Raw genomic sequence first — 20,468 nt, 5'->3', positions numbered from 1 at the left:
AAGAGCCGAGCATGGGCTCGGCTCTACAGAAGGCTTTTACAACAGCGGCACCAGCAGCAGCGCCACGATGTTGATGATCTTGATCAGCGGGTTGATCGCGGGGCCAGCGGTGTCCTTGTACGGGTCACCGACGGTATCGCCGGTCACCGCGGCCTTGTGCGCCTCGCTGCCCTTGCCGCCGAAGTGGCCGTCCTCGATGTACTTCTTGGCGTTGTCCCAGGCGCCGCCGCCGGTGGTCATCGAGATGGCCACGAACAGGCCGGTCACGATCGTGCCGATCAGCAGGCCGCCCAGGGCGCGCGGCCCGAGCAGCAGGCCGACCACCACCGGCACCGCCACCGGCAGCAGCGAGGGCACGATCATTTCGCGGATCGCCGAGCGGGTCAGCATGTCCACCGCTTTGTCGTACTGCGGCTTTCCGGTGCCCTGCATGATGCCGGGGATCTCGCGGAACTGGCGGCGTACTTCCTCCACCACCGCACCTGCCGCGCGGCCGACCGCCTCCATCGCCATCGCACCGAACAGGTACGGAATCAGGCCGCCGATCAGCAGTCCGATGATCACCGTGTGGTCGCTGAGGTCGAAGCGGAATTCCTGCCCGGGATGTGCCGCCTGCAGGTTGTGGGTGTAGTCGGCGAACAGCACCAATGCGGCCAGTGCCGCCGAACCGATCGCATAGCCCTTGGTCACCGCCTTGGTGGTGTTGCCCACCGCATCCAGTGGATCGGTGATGTCACGGATCTCCGAGGGCAGCTCGGCCATTTCGGCGATGCCGCCGGCGTTGTCGGTGATCGGCCCGTAGGCATCGAGGGCGACGATCATGCCGGCCATCGACAGCATCGCCGTGGCGGCGATGGCGATGCCGTACAGCCCACCCAGCGCGAATGCGCCCCAGATCGCCGCACACACCGCCACCACCGGCAGCGCGGTGGACTTCATCGAGATGCCGAGGCCGGCAATGATGTTCGTGCCGTGGCCGGTGGTCGACGCCTGCGCCACGTGCTGCACCGGCTTGTACTGGGTGCCGGTGTAGTACTCGGTGATCCATACGATCAGGCCGGTCAGCACCAGTCCGATCAGCGCGCAGCCGTACAGCGCCATCGGCCCGTGCACGTTGTCGCCCATCAGCCCGGTGGTGATCGGGTAGAACGCGATGGCGGCCAGCACGCCGGACACGATCACGCCCTTGTACAGCGCGCCCATGATCGAACCGCCGGGCTTCACCTTGACGAACAGTGCGCCGATGATCGAAGCGATGATCGATACGCCGCCCAGCACCAGCGGATACAGCACTGCATTGGCACCGGCTTCGGCCAGCATCAGGCTGCCCAGCAGCATGGTGGCGATGACGGTGACCGCATAGGTCTCGAACAGATCGGCGGCCATGCCGGCGCAGTCGCCGACATTGTCACCGACGTTGTCGGCGATCACCGCCGGATTGCGCGGGTCATCCTCTGGAATGCCGGCTTCCACCTTGCCGACCAGATCGGCGCCCACGTCGGCGCCCTTGGTGAAGATGCCACCGCCCAGCCGCGCGAAGATCGAGATCAGCGACGAACCGAAGGCCAGGCCCACCAGTGCGTGCAGCGCCTGCTCCATCGGCAGGCCCATGCGCAGCAGCAGTGCGTAGTAGCCGGCCACGCCCAGCAGGCCCAGCCCGACCACCAGCATGCCGGTGATCGCACCGCCACGGAACGCCACGTCCATCGCTGCGCTGATGCCGTGGCGAGCAGCTTCGGCAGTGCGTACGTTGGCGCGTACCGAGACGTTCATGCCGATGTAGCCGGCAGCACCGGACAGCACTGCGCCGACGGCGAAGCCGATCGCGGTGTACCAGCTGAGGAACGCCCCTACCAGCGCGAACAGCACCACGCCGGCCACGCCGATGGTCAGGTACTGGCGGTTGAGATAGGCACGCGCACCTTCCTGGATCGCGGTGGCGATCGCGACCATGCGTTCATTGCCGGTGGGTTGGCGCAGGATCCAGCGCGCCGAGACGATTCCGAACAGGATTGCGAGGATGGCGCAGCCCAGCGCCAATGACAGCCCGTGACGTTCCAGCATTAGACCCCTCCGCAGAATGGATGTAGGCATCCAGTGGCGATGAACGGCACCACGAGGGGGACGACGGGCTGCAGCCTGGAACCAACCCGTACCGACCTTGGCGGTCGTCCGACGTATGGCGGTGTTCAGCATTCCCTGGTGCCCGCAGTATGCGTGCGCCCGCGTCTGGATGGTAGGGCCGCGCCGCGCCCGGCGAGCACAGCGGCTGCTCGACCCACGCGCCTTTGCACCCCGTTAAGCCAATCTCTGCAAGCCTGCGCTCAGTCCTGAAGGAGATCCCCCATGCGCCTGTCCCTGCTGATGCTTGCCGCCCTGGTCCCGGCGCTGCCGGCCTTCGCTGCAGAAACCCCCGAGCTGCAGCGCGCAGTCGGTGCACCACAGGCGGTAGGCGCGGTGCACACGCTGCGGCAGATCCCCGAGGCCTGTGCGCGCCTGGAAGGTGCGTTCACCGGCCAGGCCGCCGAGCCGTATCGCTTCTCCGCGGTGCGCACCAGCGAACAGTGCCAGCCACGCGCGCGCTTCGTCGACTACGCCAAGGCGCAGCCGAGTGCCGACAAGGGCTGGAAGCTCAATGATGTGATCCGCGTGCCCAACGCCGCGTGCCCGGCGCAGCAGGCGGTGGTGCGCGTGTGGCGGCTGCCGTCAAGCAACAAGGTGGAGCTGGACGGGCAGGGCCAATCGCGGATCTACCTGGAAGAGGCGAAGAAGCAGGCGGCGGCCGGCCAGATTCCGCAGGTGACGATGTTTGCGGCGCAGTTGCAGGTGGAAGGCAAGGCCTGCAATTGAGCCCATGTGGCAGGGTGCATCCACGCGTGGCGTGGATCCATTGCAATCAATCCGCCAGCGTCGCTCCACGCGCCACCAGCAGCTCGCGCAGGGCCTTGCGGTGGCAGTGCGCCTCGTCCTCGCAATAGCACCCCACGCTGATGTCGCTGTGCTGTGACATCGCAGCCAGCAGGTCCAGCGCGTGGGCGGCATCAGGCGCCTTCATCTCGGCCGTGAAGTGGCGGAAGAACGCATGCCAGTCGGCGGCCGTCTTCGCTTCGTGCGCCTGCTTCACCAGTGCCGCGCTGGGTGACAGGGTCGGGAACCAGACGTCGTACCAGTCCTGCCGGGCGAACTCGCTGCGCGGCACACCGCGCGGCGGCCGCCGCACGGTGCCGATGCGCAGGCCCTCGCCGGGCGCACGCGGTGTACCCAATCGAACAACGCGCAGTGCCATGGTGTTCCTCCGTCCCCTTTTTCGGGTCAGCCCTCGAACGGCGGCAGCTTCTGCTTCACCGCCACGTTCTTCAGCGTGACGTACTTCGGCAGGCCGTCGGCGCCGTAGGGCAGCGGCGCTTCGCCCTTGATCAGCGGCGACAGGTAGGCGCGCGCCTTGGCGGTGATGCCGAAGCCATCGCGGCGGATGAAGCCGGCCGGCATCTTCTTCTCATGGTTGGCGATCTTCGACAGCGGCGCCGCTTCGATCTTCCAACGGTAGGGCGCGTCGCTGCTGCGCACGATCACCGGCATCACCCCGTTCTGGCCCTTCAGCGCAAGCTGCACGGCAGCCTTGCCCACCGCCTGCGCCTGCTCCCAGTCGGTCCTGCTGGCCAGGTGGCGGGCCGAGCGCTGCAGGTAATCGGGCAGCGCCCAATGGACCTTCAGGCCCAGCTGGTCCTTGACCCGGCCGGCCAGGTGCGCGGCCACGCCGCCCAGCTGCGAATGGCCGAAGGAATCCTTGCCACCACCGGCGTCGGCGACGAAGCGTCCGTCGGCGGTGGCGATGCCTTCCGAGGCCACCACCACGCAGTAGCCGACGCGCTCGACCACCGCCTTCACCCTAGCCAGGAACACCGCCTCGTCGTAGGCCCGCTCGGGCAGCAGGATGATGTGCGGAGCTTCGTCATCGCCGTTGCCGGCCAGGCCGGCGGCCGCGGCCAGCCAGCCCGCGTGGCGTCCCATCGCCTCGTAGATGAAGACGCGGGTGGAGGTTTCGGCCATCGCCGCCACGTCCAGTGCTGCTTCGCGTACCGACACGGCGGTGTACTTGGCCGCCGAGCCGAAGCCGGGGCAGGTGTCGGTCACCGCCAGGTCGTTGTCGATGGTCTTGGGCACGCCGATGCAGGTCAGGTCGTAGCCGGAGGCCCTGGCCAGCTGCGAGACCTTCAGTGCGGTGTCGGCCGAGTCGTTGCCGCCGTTGTAGAGGAACCAGCGCACGTCATGGGCACGCAGCACCTCCAGCAGGCGGTCGTAGCGGGCGCGGTCGGCGTCCAGCGATTTCAGCTTGACCCGGCACGATCCGAAGGCGCCGCCCGGGGTATGGGCGAGGGCACGGATGGCCGCAGCGCTCTCCCTGCTGGTGTCGATCAGTTCCTCGCGCAGCGCGCCGAGGATGCCGTTGCGCGCGGCCAGGACCTTGATGCCCTTGGCCCGGGCCTGCTCGATCACCGCCGCCGCCGTGGCGTTGATGACCGCGGTGACACCACCGGATTGGGCGTAGAGGAGAGTACCGTTGCGCATGCGTCTACCTGCTCGGGGGAAAGGACATTGCAGGGACATTACCCGGATGCGGTAAAGTGGCGCTATTGCGGTGCAGCGATACCGGTCCGTCCGGGACGCGAACCTTCTTTGTTTTCAACACGTTGGAGTCAGGTCAATGCGATTGGTTCTGTTGGGACCGCCCGGTTCGGGCAAGGGGACACAGGCGACGCGCCTGAAGGAAAAGCTGGGGATCGCCCATATTTCGACCGGTGACATGCTGCGCGCGGAAATCGCCGCGGGCACGGAGCTGGGCAAGCAGGCCAAGACGGTGATGGATGCCGGCAACCTGGTGTCGGACGACATCCTGCTGGGCATGCTGGAGTCGCGCCTCACCCAGGCCGATGTCGCCAAGGGCTTCATCCTCGATGGCTATCCGCGCAATGTGGCCCAGGCCAATGCGATGGACGGCCTGCTGGCCAAGATCGGCCAGCCGCTGGATGCCGTGGTGCAGCTGGACGTGGCCACCGAGCTGCTGGTCGACCGCATCGCCGGTCGCGCCAAGGAGCAGGGGCGCGCCGACGACAATCCGGAAGCGGTGCGTCAGCGCCTGCAGGTCTACAACGACCAGACCGCCCCGGTGGTCGACTTCTACGCCGGCCGTGGCACTCTGGCCCGCGTTGACGGCGTCGGTGAACTGGACGAGATCGAAGCCCGCATCCTGGCGGCGATCAAGGCCTGACCCGGCCGGGCCGGCCTGCTGCCGGCCCTTCGGGCAAAAAAGCACAGGCCTGGTCCGCGAGGATCAGGCCTGTGTCGTTTGATAGGCGCCAGCAGAGGGCTTGCTCAGGGCCCCGCAGCATGAGCTCCCTTGGGGATGGCCTCTTGGGGAGTAGGACCGGTTCGGGTACTGCGGCTGGCAGTTCGAATTGTGTCCGGGTTCACAGAACATCGCTATCGGGAATTCCCTGACAGAAGATTGGAGTTTTCTCACATCCCGTGTAGGACTTGTCTTACCCGGGAGCGGACATTGGCCCTATACAGCCGTCATCGGTCACAATCCTCGGTCATGAGCAGCGTACATATCCTTGCAATCGCCGGCACCTTCATGGGCGGCGTGGCCGCCCTGGCGCGGGAACTCGGCCATTCGGTCAGCGGCAGCGACCAGGCCATCTATCCGCCGATGTCGACCCAGCTCGAGCAGCTGGGCATCACTCTGGACCAGGGCTATCGCGCCGACAGCGTGCCGGCCGGGACCGATGAGGTGGTGATCGGCAACGCGCTTTCGCGCGGCAACGCGGCCGTGGAGGCCGTGCTCGATGCCGGCCAGCGCTACATTTCGGGTGCGCAATGGCTGTCCGAGCAGGTGCTGCCGGGGCGCGATACCCTGGCCGTGGCCGGTACCCACGGCAAGACCACCACCACCACCATCCTCACCTGGCTGCTGGAAAGCGCCGGGCGTTCGCCGGGCTTCCTGATCGGCGGCGTGGCCGAGGATTTCGGCGTTTCCGCGCGCCTGGGCCAGGGCCGCGAGTTCGTGGTCGAGGCCGATGAGTACGACACCGCGTTCTTCGACAAGCGCAGCAAGTTCGTGCACTACCGGCCGCTGGTGGCCATCCTCAACAACCTTGAATACGACCACGCCGACATCTTTCCCGATGTGGCGGCGATCCAGCGCCAGTTCCATCATCTGGTGCGCACGGTGCCGGCGCGTGGCCGCCTGATCGTCAACGGCGAGGATCAGCACCTGGCCGACGTGCTGGCGATGGGCTGCTGGACCCCGGTCGAGCGTTTCGGATTCGATCCCTCGCTCGAATGGCATGCGGAGCTGCTGGCCGCCGATGGCAGCGCGTTCCGCGTGCACCATCGCGGGCAGGCGCTGGGTGACGTGCAGTGGTCGCTGCTGGGCCGGCACAACGTGCTCAACGGTCTGGCTGCGCTGGCCGCGGCGCATGCCGTGGGCGTGGCGCCGGCCGAGGTGATTCCGGCGCTGGCGCGCTTCCGCAGCGTCAAGCGCCGCATGGAAGTGATCGGCAGCCACGAGGGCATCACCGTGTACGACGATTTCGCCCATCACCCGACCGCGATCGCCACCACGCTGGAAGGCCTGCGTGCCAAGGTCGGCGATGCGCGCATCGTGGTCGCGATGGAGCCCCGCAGCAACTCGATGCGTCTGGGTGCGCACGCGCAGGCACTGGCCCCGTCGCTGGCGCTGGCCGACGAGGTGGTGTTCCTGCACCGTCCGGAACTGGCCTGGGATGCCGCCGCTGTGATCGCCGCGGTGCGTGGTGAAGCGCACGCGGTGCCGGACACCGATGCACTGCTGGCGCAGCTGCAGTCCAGTGTGCGCAGCGGCGACCACGTGGTGTTCATGTCCAACGGTGGCTTCGACGGCGCGCCGCGCCGCTTCCTCGCTGCGCTGCAGGCCCGATGAGCGTCGATGGCGCGCTGCCGCTGTTTCCGCTGCACACCACGCTGGTGCCGGGTGCAGCGGTGGGCCTGCGCGTGTTCGAGCGGCGCTACCTGGATCTGGTGCGCGACTGCGGCCGCAGCGGCTCAGGCTTTGGTGTCTGCCTGATCCTCGACGGCGAGGAAGTGGGCGCCCCGGCAACGCCGGCGGCTTTTGGCGTACAGGTGCGCATCGAAGACTTCGATGTCGGCGCCGATGGTGTGCTGCAGCTGCGCCTGCGCGGCACCCGCCGCTTCCATGTCGAGCGTACCCGCGTGCGCGACAACGGCCTGGTGGTGGCGGATGTGCGCTGGTGCGAGGAAGACCCCGATGACGAACTGCGGCCGCAGCATGGCCTGCTGGCCACGGTGCTGGGGCACATCATCGAGCAGGCCGGTGAGGCCTATGCGCCGGCCAATCCGGCGTTGCTGGACCAGGCCAGCTGGGTCGGCTGGCGGCTGGCCGAGCTGCTGCCGCTGAGCGAGCAGCAGCGGCTGCAGCTGCTGCAGATGGACGACCCGCACCAGCGGTTGCAGCAGTTGCTGGGCTGGATGCCGTAGGGCCATCCACGCGCTGCGTGGATCTACTGTAGAGCCGAGCCCATGCTCGCCTTGCTGGACCGCGCGAAAATCAGCCGAGCACAGGCTCGGCTCTACACGCTCCGGAACGCGTTCCGGTAGCGCCGGGCCCTGCCCGGCGAAACCATCACCGCTGCGTCTTCAACCGCAGAACCGGCAACCCGGTTTCGCTGTGCACGTCCTCGCGCTGCGGCAGGTTCTGCACGGCGTCCTTCACGGCATTCAATGCCGGGTCGACGCCACGTAGCGGGTGCCACATGCCGATCCACTCGAAGTGGCGCTCGTAGCGCAGGGTCTGCGCACTGCCAAGCCACAGCGGCGTGTTGCCCGGCTGCAGTTGTGCAGGCGCCGGCCACAGCCGCAGCACGTAACGCTCATCCGGCTGCGCACCCTGGCGCACCATCAGCAGCGCTTCCACGCGCGTATCCAGGGTGGCCGGCAGCACCGGCAGTTCATCGGCGCCGGTGTTCTTGTCCAGCATCAGCAGCGCCTGCTGCCAGCCGGCCTGTTCCTGCCGCTTCCAGCCGCGCGCCTCCAGCTGCGCCTGCAGAGGTGCCAGCGGGCCGGCCACCTGCACGTCCAGCGGCCAGCGTTGATCGTCGTCGAATTCGTTGCGGCGTGCTGGCAGCTGCGCCCAGTCGTGCTGCCACCAGGCCTGCATGTCCATTGCCTGCGGTGCCGGCAGGGTCGGCTCGAAGCGTTCCAGCTTCACCGGGATGTTGCGCGGCGCGTACCACATCGCTGCCACGGCGAAGACGCCGTAGAACAGCCACGCCACCGGCTTCACCCAGAACGAGCGGTTGAAGCGGCGGCGATAGGCGATGCCCAGCACCAGCAGCCAGAACGTGCCGAACAGCATGCCGCCGATCACATCGCTCAGCCAGTGCGCGCCCAGGTACAGGCGCGAGAAGCCGATCAGGCTGACCACGATGCCCGACACCAGGTACGGCCAGACGCGGGTGCGGCCGGGCATCTCGCGCGCGATCAGCACCGCGAAGAAGCCGAAGGTGATGGTGGCCATGGTCACCGACACCGACGGGAAGCCGAAGCCACTGCTGGCATCGACCGGGCGCACCACGTCCACGGTGGCGCCGAGCAGCATGGTCAACGCCAGGCCGAAGGCGAGGGCGGCCAGCCAGTGTGCGGCCGCCATCCAGCGCCGGCGCCAGATCAGGTAGCCCATCGCTGCGGCGGTGGCCGGCAGCAGTACCTGCCACGCCCCCAGCGACGCCAGCGCGGCCATCGGGTAGTCGGCCAGCGGATTGCGCAGCGCCAGCATGGCCTGGTGCACCAGCAGGTCGATGGCCAGTGGCTCGCCGTGTGCGACCACCACGGTCAGCAGCGCGAACCAGCCCCAGCCCAGCAACAGCAGCATCAGCGCCAGCATCGCCAGCGGCACCGATTCGCGGCGCTTCGGGTCCAGCACGCCGACGGTGTAGCGGCCCAGCGTCGGGTGGCGGTTGGACCAGTCCAGCAGGCGTGCCAGCCAGTTGTCCATGCGCGCGGCCGACCAGCGGTAGCCGTACAGCACGATGGCCCAGACCAGGCCAAGGATCACCGCCAGCAGGCCGACCACCACCACCAGCCGCCCGGCCACGGCAGCCACCGCGTCATACGCTTCGCCGAGGATCCAGCCCGGGGCCAGGAACAGTACCGCCCAGGAAATGCTGGCGATGCCGCTGGCCTGCACGTAGCGGCTGGCGGGCATCTTCATCATGCCGGCGATGGCCGGTACGAACGGCCGGATCGCGCCGACGTAGCGCGCCACCAGGATGCTCTTGAACGCATTGCGGCGGAACAGGTTCTCGCCGCGGTCGAGCAGCTGCGGGTAGCGGCTGAACGGCCAGATGCCGCGCAGACGATCGCCCCAGCGGCGGCCGATCCAGTAGCTGATGCCATCACCGGCGAACGCACCCAGTGCCGCCGCCGCCACCGCGTACGGCCCGGAGATCTGGCCCAGGCCGATGAACACACCCACAGCGAACAGCAGCGGCAGGGCCGGCACGATGGCACCGAGAATGATCACCGCATCGCAGAAGGCGATGAGGAAGATAACGGCGCCCGCCAGCACGGGGTGGGCGGCAATCCACGCGAGCGTGGCGTCGATCCATGAAGAGTCCATTGCCCGATTATAGGGGCGTGAAGGTGACTGGTTCCCAGCCGCTTGGTGACCGTTTGCAACCGGCGCCATCGCCTAGAATGGAGCCATGCTGCATACACCAGACGCCCCCCACCGTGCTTTGAAGGCAGACAGTTTCGGCCGGATCCTTCTGGTTGAAGGGCCCAGCGGCCGGTTCGTGCGCCGCGATCTGGGCGCTACGCCGCTGTGGCTGCGGCTGCCCGCGTGGTGGCTGGCGCGGCGTGAAGCACGCGCGTTGCGCCATATCCACGGCATGGCCGACGTGCCGCAGTTGCTTGCATGGGATGGCCGCCACCTCGACCGCAGCTTCATGGCCGGCGATGCCATGTACCAGCGCCCGCCACGCGGCGATGTGGCCTGGTTCCGTTCCGCGCGCCGGCTGCTGCAGCAGCTGCATCGGAACGGCGTGGCCCACAACGATCTGGCCAAGGAGGCCAACTGGCTGGTCACCGAGGACGGCCGCCCGGCGCTGATCGACTTCCAGCTGGCAGTGATCGGCAACCCGCGCTCGCGCTGGATGCGCCTGCTGGCGCGCGAGGACCTGCGCCACCTGCTCAAGCACAAGCGCATGTATTGCCGTGAATCGCTCACCCCGGTGGAGAAGCGCGTGCTCAAGCGCACCTCGTGGGTGCGTGAGCTCTGGTTCGCCACCGGCAAACCGGTCTATCGCTTCGTCACCCGCCGCATCCTGCACTGGGAAGACAACGAAGGGCAGGGACCGAAGCCGTGAGTGCATCGCAGGTGATGAGCGCCCCGCCGAGCGCGGGCAGCGTGCTGCGTACACAGCTGCCCGGCGCCGACTTCGTGCACGCCTGCCAGGCCACCACCCGGCGCGACGGGCGTACCGCACTGCAGGCCTACCGCGACATGGCGGCAATCATTCCCGGCTGGTTCGACGGCCTGATGGCGCTGCGCAACCAGGGCATGCGCCTGCTCGGCATGAAACATCTGGGCTCGCTGCGGGCGGTGCAGGACAGCGTCGATCCGGCCCCCGGCCAGCGGCTGGGCATCTTCACCCTGCAGTCGCTGGATGACGATGCCATCGTGCTGGAAGACGATGATCGCCACCTTCGCGTACAGCTGGCCCTGCAATGGCAGGGCGACGTGCTGGAAGTGGCGACGGTGGTGCATACGCACAACGCGTTCGGCCGCCTTTACATGCTACCGGTCGCGCCCGTGCACCGGTTGATCGTGCCGCATCTGCTGCAGAAGCAGGTGCAGGCCTATCGATGACGCGACACTGCGTCCGCCGGGCCATGCCCGGCGATACGCGGTGTTTCCGGGTTACGGCGTCGCCGGCACCACCTGCTGGCCGATGAAGTTGCGCTTGGCATCGAAGTCATAGGCGATCTGCAGCTGGCCCACGTCCGGGCAGGCGTGGCAGTCTCGCAGCGGCGTGCGGTACAGCAGGCGGATGCCGCCGCCCTCCAGCGGTGTCGCTCCGGCCGACTGCGCAGGGGCAAACGGCGTCGCCTGCGGGTTGGCCTTCAGCAGCTCCTGCACGGTCGGGTCGGCACGCAGCGTGTCGTCCAGCTGCACGGCGTCCACATCGATGCGCTTGCCGCTGGCGTCGACCAGGCGGGTGCCTTCGTTGGTGTTGGCGCGGAAGGGATACTCGACCGTGGCAATGCCCAGCCCCTCGTTCTCATGCCACGCGGTGACATACGCCAGTTCCCCGGCGCTGGACAGTTGCTCGGCGGCGGTGATCGCATCGGCGCTTGCACCGCCGGCACGCATCGCATCGCGCAGGCAGTCACGGGTGGCCGCATTCTCACCCTGGCGGCACGCGTTCAGATCGCCATCCCAGACCACGGCCTCGCTCCAGCGCATCCTGCCGTCGGCGGCAGCCTTCTCCGCGCTGGGCGCGTCACCGGCGGGCGGCGCCTTTCCGGGTTCCGGCGAACGGCCCTGGCAGGCAGTCAGCAGCGCAAGCCCCAGGGCAGGCAGCAACAGGCGGGAACGGCGCATGGCGTGGACCTCGTGCGTTGGCTGGAGGCCAGAGTATCGTCAAGGCCGGGTGAACTCCGCGTCGGCGCGGCATACTAGCGGCTCATTGCATACGCTGGAGTGTGGATCGTGGGCAGTCTGCAGGGCAAAACGCTTTTCATCACCGGTGCCTCGCGTGGCATCGGCCTGGCCATCGCACTGCGCGCTGCGCGCGACGGCGCCAATGTGGCCATCGCGGCCAAGTCGTCGGTGCCGAATCCGAAGCTGCCCGGCACCATCCACACCGCCGCCGAAGCGGTAACGGCTGCTGGCGGGCAGGGCCTGGCGCTGAAGTGCGACATCCGCGAGGAAGAGCAGGTGCAGGCGGCCGTCGCGGCCACGGTCGATACCTTCGGTGGCATCGACATCCTGATCAACAACGCCAGCGCGATCTGGCTGCGCGGCACGCTGGATACGCCGATGAAGCGCTTCGACCTGATGCAGCAGGTCAATGCGCGCGGCAGCTTCCTGTGCGCGCAGGCCTGCCTGCCGTACCTGCTGCAGGCGCCGAATCCGCATATCCTCACCCTGGCACCACCGCCGAGCCTGGAACCCAGGTGGTGGGCACCACACACCGGCTACACGCTGGCGAAGATGGGCATGAGCTTCGTCACCCTAGGCCTGGCGGCGGAGTTCGGCCCGCAGGGCGTGGCGGTGAACGCGTTGTGGCCGCGCACGGTGATCGCTACCGATGCGATCAACATGATTCCGGGCGTGGATGCGGCCGGTTGCCGCACGCCGCAGATCATGGCCGACGCCGCGCACGCGGTGCTGGTGCGCGAAGCGGCCGGTTTCCACGGCCAGTTCCTGATCGATGATGAGGTGCTGGCGCAGGCCGGTGTCACCGACCTTTCGGGCTACGCGGTGGATCCGTCGCGGCCGTTGTTGCCGGATCTGTTCCTGGATTGATATCCCACTGCCGGAAGAGGCCGAGGGCTGCGACACTCGGCCTGCTGCGCTAGAATGCGCGGCTGTAATCGTTTCCAACAGGGATGTGAGCACATGTCACGCACTCTTTCCGTCGCAGCGCTGGCCGCTTCGCTGTCGTTGATCCTGACCGCCTGCGGTGGCAAGGCTCCCACAGCTGCGGGCGGCACCGATTCCTCCGGCACGCCGGACGCCAGCGCGGCCCCGTCCGATGCACAGCAGCAGTTGACCGCCAAGCTCAACGCCTACATCGGTTGCTTCAACGCGCTGGATTCGAAAACCCACGGCAGCATCCAGTCCTACACGCGCTGGATCAAGGATGTCGACGCTGGCCCGACCGGGCGCGAGACGCACGTGTACGGCCCGTTCGAGATCAGCGACTACGACATGAAGCAGTGCGACGCCCCGGTGACCGAGGCGATCGCTGCCAAGCCGGCGCTGGCCGATCTCGATGCTGCTGCGGCCCATTACCAGCAGGCGCTGAAGGCGCTGGTGCCGCTCAGCAAGGACGCGCACGATTACTACGATCGCCAGGACTACGAAGACGACCAGTTTGCCAAGGGCAAGCAGCTGCACGCGCCGCTGATGGCCGCCTTCAAGGATTTCGTGGCTGCAAGCGAAACGTTCAATGCCGAGCTGGAGCGTCAGAACGACGCCGCCCAGCGCGAGCAGCTCAAGGCGCTGGAGCAGGCCGAAGGCCGCACGCGCGCGTACTACCGTCTGGCGATGATGCTGGAGGCCAAGGCCATCATGGATCTGATGAGCGACGATGATTTCGATCAGGCCAAGGCCCGCGAGCGCCTGGATGCCTTCAATCGCATTTCCGATGAAGCGCATGCCAAGGTTGCCGACCAGGAGCCGGGCAAGTCGGACTGGGAAGGCTTCGAACGTGAGGCCGAGAATTTCCGGCGCGAAGGCAAGGAGCGGCTGCAGCGGGTCAGCAGCAAGACGCCCTACAGCGATTTCGAGCGACGCATGCTGGATTCGCCCTCGATGGCGCCGCGCGGTTCGGCTAGCAAGCTCATGCAGGAATACAACACGCTCGTTTTCCAGAGCAACCGCCAGTGACCGGCGCGCCAGCACCCATGCGAGGGACCATGACGACGTCCTGCCTGCGAATCGCGCCGCTGCTGCTGATCGGCGCTGTGGCGGGCCTGAGCGGCTGCAACAAATCGGCAGGGCTGGCTGTGGCCGACCCCAGCCTGGGAAAGGTGAACGCCTACATCGAGTGCTACAACGGCGTTGAACAGCCCGTCCACGAGGGCTTCCAGGCCTACACCCGCTGGATGAAGGACCCCGACGCCGGCCCGACCGGCAAGGAAGCGCAACCTCGTTCGCCCGGCAAGGTGCTGTCGCACCGCGTCGAGTCCTGCGGCCAGCCAGTGACCGATGCATTGGCGAAGACCCCGGCACTGCCGATGGATGGCGCCGCGCGAGACTACCAGCAGGCATTCCAGGCATTGAACACCCTGGTCGAGCGCGCCGATGGCTACTTCACCCGTGAGGACTATCGCCGTGATGGCGGTGAGGGGATGCGCAGCCAGCATGCCCCGTTGATGCAGGCCTATGCTGATTTCTTCAAGGCCAGCGAAGCGATGGATGTAGCGCTGGAAAAGAACGAAAACGAACGCCGGGTGGCGCAGCTGAAGCAGATCGAGGAAAGCGAAGGGCGTTCGCTGGCCTACTACCATCTCCGCCTGCTGGGCGATGGCAAGCAGCTCGCCATGGCGTTCCAGAGCGACGCACCGGATGTTGCAGCGTTGCGCGCGCAGCTGGCTGACTTCCAGGCACTGGTGACGGAGATCCAGAACGGTGGTGTCGGCAAGGATGACCCGATGTGGGGCCACGTGCAGCGTTCGGCGGACAAGCTGGTGCGTACCGCGGGACGTGGGGTCGAGCGCCTGGAACAGCACAAGCCGATCACCGCCGAAGCGCTGGCGGCAGAGCGGAAGGCGTCAGGCAGTTGGCTCACCACCGACCCGGAAGGGGCGCAGTCAACGATCCTTGCCGCATACAACGATCTGGTAACGACCAGCAACCGCATGCGATGAGCCGCGCGCGCATCCATGCGTAAGCGCCAAGAGGTCGTGCCGGCCGCTGGCCGGCATGTGCCTCAATGGCTGAACGCATCCGGCAGCTCACCGCCGCACTTGCGGCAGTGCCGTGCATCGGGCTCGTGGCCTTCCAATCCGCAATGCGGGCAGCCACGTGCGTCACGGCGCGCGGCCAGCTCGGCCTCGCGCATCGTGCTGGCCAGTTCGGCGGTGTAGATGCCGGTGGGCACGGCGATGATGCTGTAGCCGATCAGGATCAGCACCGAGGTGACGAAGCGGCCAAGCACGGTCTGCGGCACGATGTCGCCGAAGCCGACCGTGGCCATGGTCACCACCGCCCAGTACATGCTGGCCGGAATGTTGGTGAAGCCATGTTCCGGTCCTTCGATCACGTACATCAGCGCGCCGGCGATGATGGTGATGGTGATCACCGTGAACAGGAACACCAGCACCTTGCGCCGGCTGCGCCACAGCGACGTCATCAACACGCCGCTTTCCTCGATGTATCGGGTCAGCTTGAGGATGCGGAAGACGCGCAGGATGCGCAGGGCACGCACCACCAGCAGGCTCTGCGCGCCGGGGATGAACATCGACAGGTAGGCGGGCAGGATCGACAGCAGGTCGATGATGCCCCAGATGCTCACCGCATACCGCAGCGGGCGTTTGACCACCGCCAGCCGCAGCACGTATTCGGCGGTGAAGATGAGGGTGAAGGCCCATTCCAGGATGTACAGGCCGGTGGACCATTCGGCATGCAGGTGCTGCACGCTGTCGATCATCACCACCAGGATGCTGGCGATGATGGCCACCACCAGGATCAGGTCGAAATTGCGCGAGGGCCGGCTGTCGTGGCGGTAGATGATGTCGAACCACCGACGGCGCCAGCCGGTTTCGGTGGCGGGGTTCAGCTGGGGGGCGGAAAACGGTCGCATGGGCGCATTGTGCCGCAGGGGTTCCGGCGCGAGAATGGGCATTCCTGAACCCTGCCGACTGCCATGACTGCCGCGACCGATCCGCTGATCTCCCTTTCGCACTACTACCTGCCGGTCTACAAGCCCCGCCAGGTGGTGCTGGAGCGAGGGCAGGGCGCCCGCGTGTGGGACAGCCAGGGGCGTGAGTTCATCGATCTGGCCGCCGGCATCGCCGTGTGCGGCCTGGGCCACAACGATCCGGACCTGGTGGCCGCGCTGGTCGAGCAGGCCGGCAAGCTCTGGCACACCAGCAACGTGTTCTACAGCGCGCCGCCGCTGCACCTGGCCGAGGAGCTGGTGAAGGCCAGCCGCTTCGCCGAGCGCGTGTTCCTGTGCAATTCCGGCGCCGAAGCCAACGAAGTGGCGATCAAGATGGTCCGCAAGTGGGCCTCCAGCCAGGGTCGCCCGGCCGACAAGCGGGTGATCATCACCTTCCGCGGCAGCTTCCATGGCCGCACCATGGGTGCGGTGACCGCTACCGCCCAGCCGAAGTACCAGGAGGGCTACGAGCCGCTGCCCGGTGGCTTCCGCTACATCGATTTCAACGATGAGGTGCAGCTGGAAACCGCGATGGCCGCCGGTGACGTGGCCGCGGTGATGCTGGAGCCGATCCAGGGCGAGGGCGGCGTGATGCCAGCCAAGACCGGCTTCCTCAAGCGCGTGCGCGAGCTGTGCGACCAGCACAACGCGCTGCTGGTGCTGGACGAGATCCAGGCCGGCATGGGCCGCACCGGCACCCTGTTCGCGCACTGGCAGGATGACGTGGTGCCGGACATGGTCACCCTGGCCAAGGCACTCGGCGGCGGCTTCCCGATCGGCGCGATGCTGGCCGGCCCGAAGGTGGCCGAGACCATGCAGTTCGGCGCGCACGGCACCACCTTCGGTGGCAACCCCCTGGCCGCTGCGGTCGCGCGCGTTGCACTGCGCAAGCTGGCTTCGGCGGAAATCGCCGCCAATGTCAGCCGCCAGTCGAAGGCGCTGCGCGATGGCTTCGCGCGCATCAATGAAGAATTCGGCGTGTTCAGCGACGTGCGTGGTCGTGGCCTGATGCTGGGCGCGGTGCTGAGCGAGGGCTTCGCCGGCCAGGCCGGTGCGATCCTCGACCACGCCGCCGAGCAGGGCCTGCTGACCCTGCAGGCCGGCCCGGACGTGCTGCGCTTCGTGCCGTCGTTGAACATCACCGAGGAAGAAGTGGCCGAAGGCCTCAAGCGCCTGCGTGCGGCGATTGCCGCGTTCATTGCCGCGCGCTGACGCCAGCAGAGGCATCTGTAGAGCCGAGCCCATGCTCGGCTCCTGTTGCCTGATACGGCGGTGAGCCGAGCATGGGCTCGGCTCTACAGTGGTTCACGCAATCCGATAGCGCTTCAACACCTTGCCCAGCCCACGGCCATCGCGCACGGTTTCCGCATGCAGGCCGGCGGCGCGTGCACCGCGCACGTTGGCGAACAGGTCATCGACGAACAGCGTGTGCGCAGGCGCCACGCCCAGTGTTTCCAGCGTGCGCAGGAACACTTCCGGCGCCGGTTTGCGCAGGCCGAAATCGGCGCTGCAGAACACGCGACCCAGCAGGGCAGGGAACAGCTCCGGCAGCAGGGACGGCAAGGCCTGCTTCATCATCGCGCCATTGTTGGTCAGCACCGCCATCGGCAGCTGCAGGGCCTGCAGGCGTTGCAGTACTGCGGGCTGCGGATGGCTGGCGGCTTGCCGCGCTGCCGTCCAGGTGTCCACGTCGACGGTCCTGTGCAGAAGCTCTCCCACTCGCAACAGATAGGCCGGGCCATCCAGCGCGCCGCTGTCATGCGCCGCTTCCAGTCCGCTGTCGAACAGCGCGGCCTGCACTGCGGCAGGGGCAACCCCCAGCGCTTGCGCAAGACGCAGCACACGCTCCGCGCGCTGGTACTGCACCAGCACGCCGTCCACATCCAGCAGCAACAGATCGATCCGCATCGGCCGAGCATGCCATTGCAGTGAACACTCGGGAAACCCTGGAGCAGCCATGCGACAGACGGTCGCAGACGTGGCCACAGGGGGCTGCCTAGAATGGCGCTTGAATCCGCAGGAGACGCAACGATGAAGGGTTGGATGGTGGCAGTAGGACTGGGTGCGCTGATGCTGGCGCCGTCGGCGATGGCGCGGGTGTGTGCGGTGAGCATCGACAGCACCGACCAGATGAGCTTCAGCAGCCGCGAGATCAAGGTCGCCGCCGATTGCACCGCCGTAGACCTGACCCTGCGTCACACCGGCAAGCTGGCCGTCACTGCGATGGGCCACAACTGGGTGCTGACCCGCACTGCCGATTACCCGCCGGTGGCGATGGCCGGCATGCGCATGACCCTGGCCGACAGCTACCTGCCGAAGGCAGACAAGCGCGTGCTGGCCCACACCAAGGTGATTGGTGGCGGCGAGACCACGCGCGTGCGCTTCTCCACGCAGGGCCTGCAGAAGGGGGGTGACTACACCTTCTTCTGCTCGTTCCCCGGCCACTTCGCGATGATGAAGGGCAAGTTCGTCTTCGGTTGATGCCGTTTGTAGCGTCGAGCCATGCTCGGCCGCTCTGTGCCAACCAAGGTTGGCACTGCCGGGCGCGGGCTCAGCCCTTGGCAGCCTTGAACGCCACGCGTGCAGCGGCCAGCGTCGCTTCGATCACCGCATCGTCGTGCGCGCTCGACAGGAAGCCGGCCTCGTACGCCGACGGTGCCAGGAACACGCCCTGGTCCAGCATCGCATGGAAGAAGCGATTGAACGCCGGGATGTCACAGGCGGTGGCCTGCGCATAGGTTTCCACCTTTTCACTGGTGAAGAACAGGCCGAACATCGCACCCACGCGGGTGGTGGTCACGGCCACGCCGGCGTCGGCGGCTGCCGCTTCCAGACCGGCGCACAGGCGTGCGGTGCGCTCGGCCAGGTCGGCGTGGAAACCCGGCTGCTGGATCAGCTCCAGCATCGCCAGGCCGGCGGCCATTGCCACCGGATTGCCGCTCAGCGTGCCGGCCTGGTAGATCGGGCCGGCCGGGGCGATCTGCTGCATCAGCTCGCGACGGCCACCGTAAGCCCCCACCGGCATGCCGCCGCCGATGATCTTGCCGAACGTGGTCAGGTCAGGAGTGATGCCGTAGTGCGCCTGCGCACCGCCGAGGGCGACGCGGAATCCGGTCATCACTTCGTCGAAGATCAGCAGCGCGCCATGCTTCGTGCACAGCGCACGCAGGTGCTGCAGGTAACCCTCGCGCGGCGGGATGCAGTTGGCATTGCCGACCACCGGTTCGATGATCAGGCCGGCGATGTCGTCACCCTGCTGCTCGAACAGCGCAGTGGCGGCGTCGAAGTCGTTGTAGGGCAGGGTCAGGGTCAGTTCGCTCAGGCCGGTCGGCACGCCCGGCGAGGTCGGTACGCCCAGGGTCAGCATGCCGCTGCCGGCCTTGACCAGGAACGAGTCACCGTGGCCGTGGTAGCAGCCTTCGAACTTGACGATGCGGTTGCGGCCGGTGGCGCCACGGGCCAGGCGGATCGCCGACAGCGTGGCTTCGGTGCCGGAGTTGACCATGCGCACCATCTCGCACGACGGCACCAGCCGGGTGATGGTTTCGGCCATGGTCACTTCGGCCGCGCACGGCGCACCGAACGACAGGCCGTTGTCGATGGCCTTCTTCACCGCCTGGCGCACCGCCGGATGGTTGTGGCCGACGATCATCGGGCCCCAGGAACCGACGTAGTCGATGTAGCGGTTGCCATCGACGTCATACAGGTAGGCGCCGTCGGCGCGCTCGACGAAGAACGGCTCGCCGCCGACCGACTTGAACGCACGTACCGGCGAATTGACGCCGCCCGGCAGCAGCTGCTGGGCGCGGGAGAACAGGGCGTGGGACTGGTCGTGGTTCATGGGGAAATATCCTGGGCGTTACGCGAACTGGGCGAGGAAGGCGCGCTGGGTCGCGACCGGGTCTTCGGCGGCGAACACGCTGCTGACCACGGCGACCAGATCGGCACCGGCGTCGATGATGGGACTGATATTGTCCGGCGTCAGGCCGCCGATGGCCACCCGCGGCACGCCCAGTGCGGCGCTTTGCCGCAGCAGGTCGGTATGCGCGCGGCTGGTGGTGATCTTGGTGGTGGTCGGGAAAAAGGCGCCGAAGGCCACGTAGCTGGCGCCGGCGGCCACGGCCCTCACGGCATTGGCCAGCTGGTCATAGCAGGAGGCGCCGATGATGGCCTCGGGGCCGAGCAGGGCGCGCGCGCTGGGGATGTCGCCGTCGGTGCCGCCCAGATGCACCCCAGCCGCGCCAACGGCCTTGGCGAGCGCCGGGTCGTCGTTGACGATCAGCGGCACGCCGTATTCCGCGCACAGCGCCTGCAGCGCGATCGCCTGCTCCTGTCGCAGCGCATCGCTGGCGGTCTTGTTGCGGTACTGCAGCCAGGTGGCGCCGGCAGCCAGCAGCGGCGCGGTGCGGGCCAGCAGGCGCGCGGTATCGGGCTCGTCCGGGGTGATCAGGTAGACGCCGCGGGGCGCCGGGGAAGCAGAAGTCATCGATGGCTACCGGTGCGTGGGCCGCGATGGGACAATGGCGGCCCGTGAATCCAGACCTGATTATCCGATGAGCGACGCCACCCCCACCACCCTGCGGACCTGGATGTGCGTGGTCTGCGGCTTCCTGTACAGCGAAGCGGAAGGTCTGCCGGAAGAGGGCATCGCGCCGGGCACGCGCTGGGAGGATATTCCCGAGACCTGGACCTGCCCCGATTGCGGGGTGACCAAGGCCGATTTCGAGATGGTCGAAGTCGATTGAGCGGTGGGGCCTGCAGGCCTTTCCGTGGGTGCGGACCGTTTGCCCGCACACC

General features: G+C 67.5%; 21 protein-coding genes. 12 read left to right on the top strand and 9 right to left on the bottom strand.

Annotated elements, in window-relative coordinates; translation table 11 throughout:
• Positions 1–36: 36 nt before the first annotated feature.
• On the bottom strand, positions 37–2,064 hold the full coding sequence (locus tag QP512_RS16675; protein WP_286069765.1) for a sodium-translocating pyrophosphatase: 2,028 nt from the start codon (positions 2,062–2,064) through the stop codon (positions 37–39).
• 282 nt (positions 2,065–2,346) lie between these two features.
• Between QP512_RS16675 and QP512_RS16670 the strand changes: the two genes are divergently transcribed.
• Positions 2,347–2,850 (top strand): hypothetical protein, encoded by a 504-nt coding sequence (locus QP512_RS16670; protein ID WP_286069764.1) that lies wholly within the window; start codon positions 2,347–2,349, stop codon positions 2,848–2,850.
• Positions 2,851–2,896: 46 nt separating this feature from the next.
• Here QP512_RS16670 and QP512_RS16665 read toward each other — a convergent pair whose 3' ends face one another.
• Together QP512_RS16665 and QP512_RS16660 are read right to left on the bottom strand one after the other, a co-directional pair.
• On the bottom strand, positions 2,897–3,286 hold the full coding sequence (locus tag QP512_RS16665) for a DUF488 family protein (RefSeq protein ID WP_286069762.1): 390 nt from the start codon (positions 3,284–3,286) through the stop codon (positions 2,897–2,899).
• A gap of 26 nt (positions 3,287–3,312) precedes the next feature.
• Positions 3,313–4,569 (bottom strand): 6-phosphofructokinase, encoded by a 1,257-nt coding sequence (locus QP512_RS16660; RefSeq protein WP_286069761.1) that lies wholly within the window; start codon positions 4,567–4,569, stop codon positions 3,313–3,315.
• A 136-nt stretch (positions 4,570–4,705) separates the two neighbouring features.
• On the opposite strand from QP512_RS16660, the gene QP512_RS16655 reads away from it, so the two are divergent.
• The 3 genes from QP512_RS16655 to QP512_RS16645 all read left to right on the top strand — a co-directional run bounded on the left by QP512_RS16655 (position 4,706) and on the right by QP512_RS16645 (position 7,536).
• The gene (locus QP512_RS16655) at positions 4,706–5,269 is read left to right on the top strand and encodes an adenylate kinase (protein ID WP_014038375.1); all 564 of its coding nucleotides are present in this window, start codon (positions 4,706–4,708) and stop codon (positions 5,267–5,269) included.
• 327 nt (positions 5,270–5,596) lie between these two features.
• Positions 5,597–6,961 (top strand): UDP-N-acetylmuramate:L-alanyl-gamma-D-glutamyl-meso-diaminopimelate ligase, encoded by a 1,365-nt coding sequence (gene mpl, locus QP512_RS16650; protein WP_286069760.1) that lies wholly within the window; start codon positions 5,597–5,599, stop codon positions 6,959–6,961.
• Entirely contained in the window at positions 6,958–7,536 is a 579-nt protein-coding gene (locus tag QP512_RS16645) for an LON peptidase substrate-binding domain-containing protein (RefSeq protein WP_286069759.1), read from the top strand. Before mpl ends, QP512_RS16645 begins: the two co-directional genes overlap by 4 nt.
• 145 nt (positions 7,537–7,681) lie before the next feature.
• Here QP512_RS16645 and QP512_RS16640 read toward each other — a convergent pair whose 3' ends face one another.
• Complete coding sequence (locus QP512_RS16640) at positions 7,682–9,676, bottom strand: bifunctional DedA family/phosphatase PAP2 family protein (protein ID WP_286069758.1); 1,995 nt, start codon at positions 9,674–9,676, stop codon at positions 7,682–7,684.
• Between the two features lie 85 nt (positions 9,677–9,761).
• Between QP512_RS16640 and QP512_RS16635 the strand changes: the two genes are divergently transcribed.
• Entirely contained in the window at positions 9,762–10,424 is a 663-nt protein-coding gene (locus QP512_RS16635; RefSeq protein WP_286069757.1) for a serine/threonine-protein kinase, read from the top strand.
• Positions 10,421–10,927, top strand: coding sequence for a DUF2867 domain-containing protein (locus QP512_RS16630; RefSeq protein WP_286069756.1), 507 nt, complete (start codon positions 10,421–10,423; stop codon positions 10,925–10,927). The genes QP512_RS16635 and QP512_RS16630 overlap by 4 nt, the downstream gene beginning before the upstream one ends.
• A 51-nt stretch (positions 10,928–10,978) precedes the next feature.
• On the opposite strand, the gene QP512_RS16625 is transcribed toward QP512_RS16630, so the two are convergent.
• Positions 10,979–11,662 carry a hypothetical protein gene (locus QP512_RS16625; RefSeq protein ID WP_286069755.1) on the bottom strand — a complete coding sequence of 228 codons (684 nt, stop codon included), beginning with the start codon at positions 11,660–11,662 and terminating at the stop codon, positions 10,979–10,981.
• 108 nt (positions 11,663–11,770) lie between these two features.
• Between QP512_RS16625 and QP512_RS16620 the strand changes: the two genes are divergently transcribed.
• The 3 genes from QP512_RS16620 to QP512_RS16610 all read left to right on the top strand — a co-directional run bounded on the left by QP512_RS16620 (position 11,771) and on the right by QP512_RS16610 (position 14,658).
• A complete protein-coding gene (locus QP512_RS16620) occupies positions 11,771–12,589 on the top strand; it encodes an NAD(P)-dependent oxidoreductase (RefSeq protein ID WP_286069754.1) in 819 nt (272 codons plus the stop codon).
• Between the two features lie 93 nt (positions 12,590–12,682).
• Positions 12,683–13,675, top strand: coding sequence for a YiiG family protein (locus tag QP512_RS16615; protein ID WP_286069753.1), 993 nt, complete (start codon positions 12,683–12,685; stop codon positions 13,673–13,675).
• A gap of 17 nt (positions 13,676–13,692) precedes the next feature.
• A complete protein-coding gene (locus QP512_RS16610) occupies positions 13,693–14,658 on the top strand; it encodes a YiiG family protein (RefSeq protein WP_286069752.1) in 966 nt (321 codons plus the stop codon).
• A gap of 62 nt (positions 14,659–14,720) precedes the next feature.
• Here QP512_RS16610 and QP512_RS16605 read toward each other — a convergent pair whose 3' ends face one another.
• Positions 14,721–15,593, bottom strand: coding sequence for an ion transporter (locus QP512_RS16605; RefSeq protein WP_286069751.1), 873 nt, complete (start codon positions 15,591–15,593; stop codon positions 14,721–14,723).
• A gap of 63 nt (positions 15,594–15,656) precedes the next feature.
• On the opposite strand from QP512_RS16605, the gene QP512_RS16600 reads away from it, so the two are divergent.
• Complete coding sequence (locus QP512_RS16600; RefSeq protein ID WP_286069749.1) at positions 15,657–16,883, top strand: acetylornithine transaminase; 1,227 nt, start codon at positions 15,657–15,659, stop codon at positions 16,881–16,883.
• A gap of 93 nt (positions 16,884–16,976) precedes the next feature.
• Here QP512_RS16600 and QP512_RS16595 read toward each other — a convergent pair whose 3' ends face one another.
• Complete coding sequence (locus QP512_RS16595; RefSeq protein WP_286069748.1) at positions 16,977–17,579, bottom strand: HAD-IA family hydrolase; 603 nt, start codon at positions 17,577–17,579, stop codon at positions 16,977–16,979.
• 123 nt (positions 17,580–17,702) lie between these two features.
• On the opposite strand from QP512_RS16595, the gene azu reads away from it, so the two are divergent.
• On the top strand, positions 17,703–18,152 hold the full coding sequence (gene azu, locus QP512_RS16590; RefSeq protein ID WP_286069747.1) for an azurin: 450 nt from the start codon (positions 17,703–17,705) through the stop codon (positions 18,150–18,152).
• A 70-nt stretch (positions 18,153–18,222) separates the two neighbouring features.
• Here azu and hemL read toward each other — a convergent pair whose 3' ends face one another.
• Together hemL and thiE are read right to left on the bottom strand one after the other, a co-directional pair.
• Positions 18,223–19,512, bottom strand: coding sequence for a glutamate-1-semialdehyde 2,1-aminomutase (gene hemL / locus QP512_RS16585; RefSeq protein ID WP_286069745.1), 1,290 nt, complete (start codon positions 19,510–19,512; stop codon positions 18,223–18,225).
• An 18-nt stretch (positions 19,513–19,530) separates the two neighbouring features.
• The gene (thiE, locus tag QP512_RS16580; RefSeq protein ID WP_286069744.1) at positions 19,531–20,157 is read right to left on the bottom strand and encodes a thiamine phosphate synthase; all 627 of its coding nucleotides are present in this window, start codon (positions 20,155–20,157) and stop codon (positions 19,531–19,533) included.
• 34 nt (positions 20,158–20,191) lie between these two features.
• Between thiE and QP512_RS16575 the strand changes: the two genes are divergently transcribed.
• Positions 20,192–20,416: a rubredoxin gene (locus tag QP512_RS16575; protein WP_080347542.1), complete on the top strand. Its 225-nt coding sequence runs from the start codon at positions 20,192–20,194 to the stop codon at positions 20,414–20,416.
• The last annotated feature ends 52 nt before the right edge of the window (positions 20,417–20,468 follow it).

It is taken from the genome of Stenotrophomonas sp. 57 (assembly GCF_030291075.1).
Taxonomy (GTDB): domain Bacteria; phylum Pseudomonadota; class Gammaproteobacteria; order Xanthomonadales; family Xanthomonadaceae; genus Stenotrophomonas.
Note: the sequence above shows the minus strand (reverse complement) of the source record. Positions and strands in the feature narration are given on the sequence as shown.